We start from the raw sequence: 1,823 nt of genomic DNA, 5'->3' as shown, positions 1-1,823 counted from the left end.
TAATAAGTGCATCCGTTACTGGATGGACAATAAAGGGATAGGACAAAAAGACCTGTATCGCTATAACACGTGGCTGAGATCTGAATATCCTTTTGTCACAGACTTAAACTCTCATGCCTGTCAAGCTTCGGTGGAAAGAGCTTATAGTTCAATTTCTAGGTTTTACGATAAGTGTAAAAAACAAGTCCCTGGCAAAAAGGGTTATCCCAAGTTTAAAAAGTTTTCTCGGTCAGTTGAGTATAAAACATCAGGCTGGAAACTTTCAGCTGATACCAAGTATATAAAATTCTTAGACAAAAAAGGTATCGGGAAACTAAAGCTTAAGGGAACCTGGGAGTTATGGCGTTACGACCAAAATTTGATTAAACGAGTTAGATTGGTTCGTCGCGCAGATGGCTATTATGTTCAATTTTGTGTAAAAGTTGAGATTAAAGAATCTCTAGATCTGTCCCATACCAATGTGGGACTTGATGTGGGTTTAAAAGAATTCTACACTGATTCAAAGGGAAACACAGAACCAAATCCAAGATTTTATCGTAAGGGCGAGAAACGGTTGAAATTTTATCAACGCCGAGTTTCTCGTAAAAATAAAGGCTCTGCTAACCGAAAGAAAGCCATTGATAGACTAGGTAGGCAGCATCTTAGAATAAGTAGACAACGTGAAGAACATGCCAAAAGACTGGTTAGAAGTTACCGCAAGAAGAGTGCAGCCTTTATAGTTGGTAGGCTATGCATCAAAGGTGGCAGGTTTTGTTGTAAGGCTGCACTCTTCTAAGGTTTCGTCTCCGGCACGTTGCGTAATCAGGTCTAACGACCTTGTCGCCTACGAAGATCTAAGAGTTAGGAATTTGGTTAAAAATCACTGTCTCGCCAAGTCTATTAATGATGCAGGTTGGTATCAATTCAGAAAATGGTTGGAACATTTTGGTACTAAGTTTGGTCGGATAACTGTTGCAGTTAATCCGGCTTTAACCAGCCAGAATTGTTCCCAGTGTGGTGAAGTTGTCAAAAAATATTTGTCAACTCGAACTCATACCTGCAAATGTGGTTGTCAATTAGACAGAGACCACAATGCAGCCATCAACATTCTTAAGAGAGCCTTCAGTACGGTGGGGCACACCGGAACTCGGATCCATGATCTGTTCGCGTAGCGTCGGCGAAAGCCGATACGCTTTGGGAGATCTGTCCTCTACTCTTCCTGACTCCGGTCTGGTTGAGCAAGACGGGTCGTTGAGCAAAGAATCCCCGTCCTTTTAGGCCGGGGAGTGTCAAATTTTGAATTTTGTAGGTCATGGATAGCCTAGAATCCTATAAATTCTAAACGCTCAAGGTTGTTAAAAGCTTTGAAATCGGCCTGTTCACTACGATGCTCCCATGTCAACATTTACCAATAGACTATTAGTTCAGCTTATTTAAGCTCATTCATTTCTTGCCAGACATCATCCATTAGGGAATTATCATCACCGTTTTCTGATTCCTCATCAAAGGAAATATCGTCCAGTTGAAACATATCTTCATCACTATCATCAGACATTTCACCGAGATCAAAATCATTACTACTGTCTGTTGATACTGCTGACAAATCCAGCAAATCTTCTTCCGCTGCTGTCGGTGATTCTACGAACTCTATATCTTCGTCAACACTATCGGAAAAGTCTCCTAAATCAAAATCATCTTCTTGACTAGTTGGGGTTTGTTCAAAACCAATATCTTCCTCACTTTCCGACTCACTATCGGAAAAGTCTCCTAAATCAAAGTCATCTTCAGTACTGCTTGGGGTTTCTTCGATAGCAATATCTTCCTGACTATCGGAAAAGTATCCA

2 protein-coding genes and 1 pseudogene are annotated in these 1,823 nt (G+C 40.8%); 2 read left to right on the top strand and 1 reads right to left on the bottom strand.

From position 1 onward, the window contains the following. A partial coding sequence (locus F6K20_RS36805) for an RNA-guided endonuclease InsQ/TnpB family protein (RefSeq protein WP_287298162.1) occupies nucleotides 1–775 on the top strand: 775 nt, incomplete at its 5' end. Beyond that, nucleotides 741–1,151: an RNA-guided endonuclease InsQ/TnpB family protein gene (locus F6K20_RS36800; protein WP_287298161.1), complete on the top strand. Its 411-nt coding sequence runs from the start codon at nucleotides 741–743 to the stop codon at nucleotides 1,149–1,151. The genes F6K20_RS36805 and F6K20_RS36800, both read left to right, overlap by 35 nt. A gap of 257 nt (nucleotides 1,152–1,408) precedes the next feature. On the opposite strand, the pseudogene F6K20_RS36795 reads toward F6K20_RS36800, so the two are convergent. After that, a pseudogene (locus tag F6K20_RS36795) lies at nucleotides 1,409–1,823 on the bottom strand (hypothetical protein); the annotation flags it as partial.

Source organism: Moorena sp. SIO2C4 (assembly GCF_010672485.1).
GTDB classification, from domain to species: Bacteria; Cyanobacteriota; Cyanobacteriia; order Cyanobacteriales; family Coleofasciculaceae; genus Moorena; species Moorena producens.
Note: the sequence above shows the minus strand (reverse complement) of the source record. Positions and strands in the feature narration are given on the sequence as shown.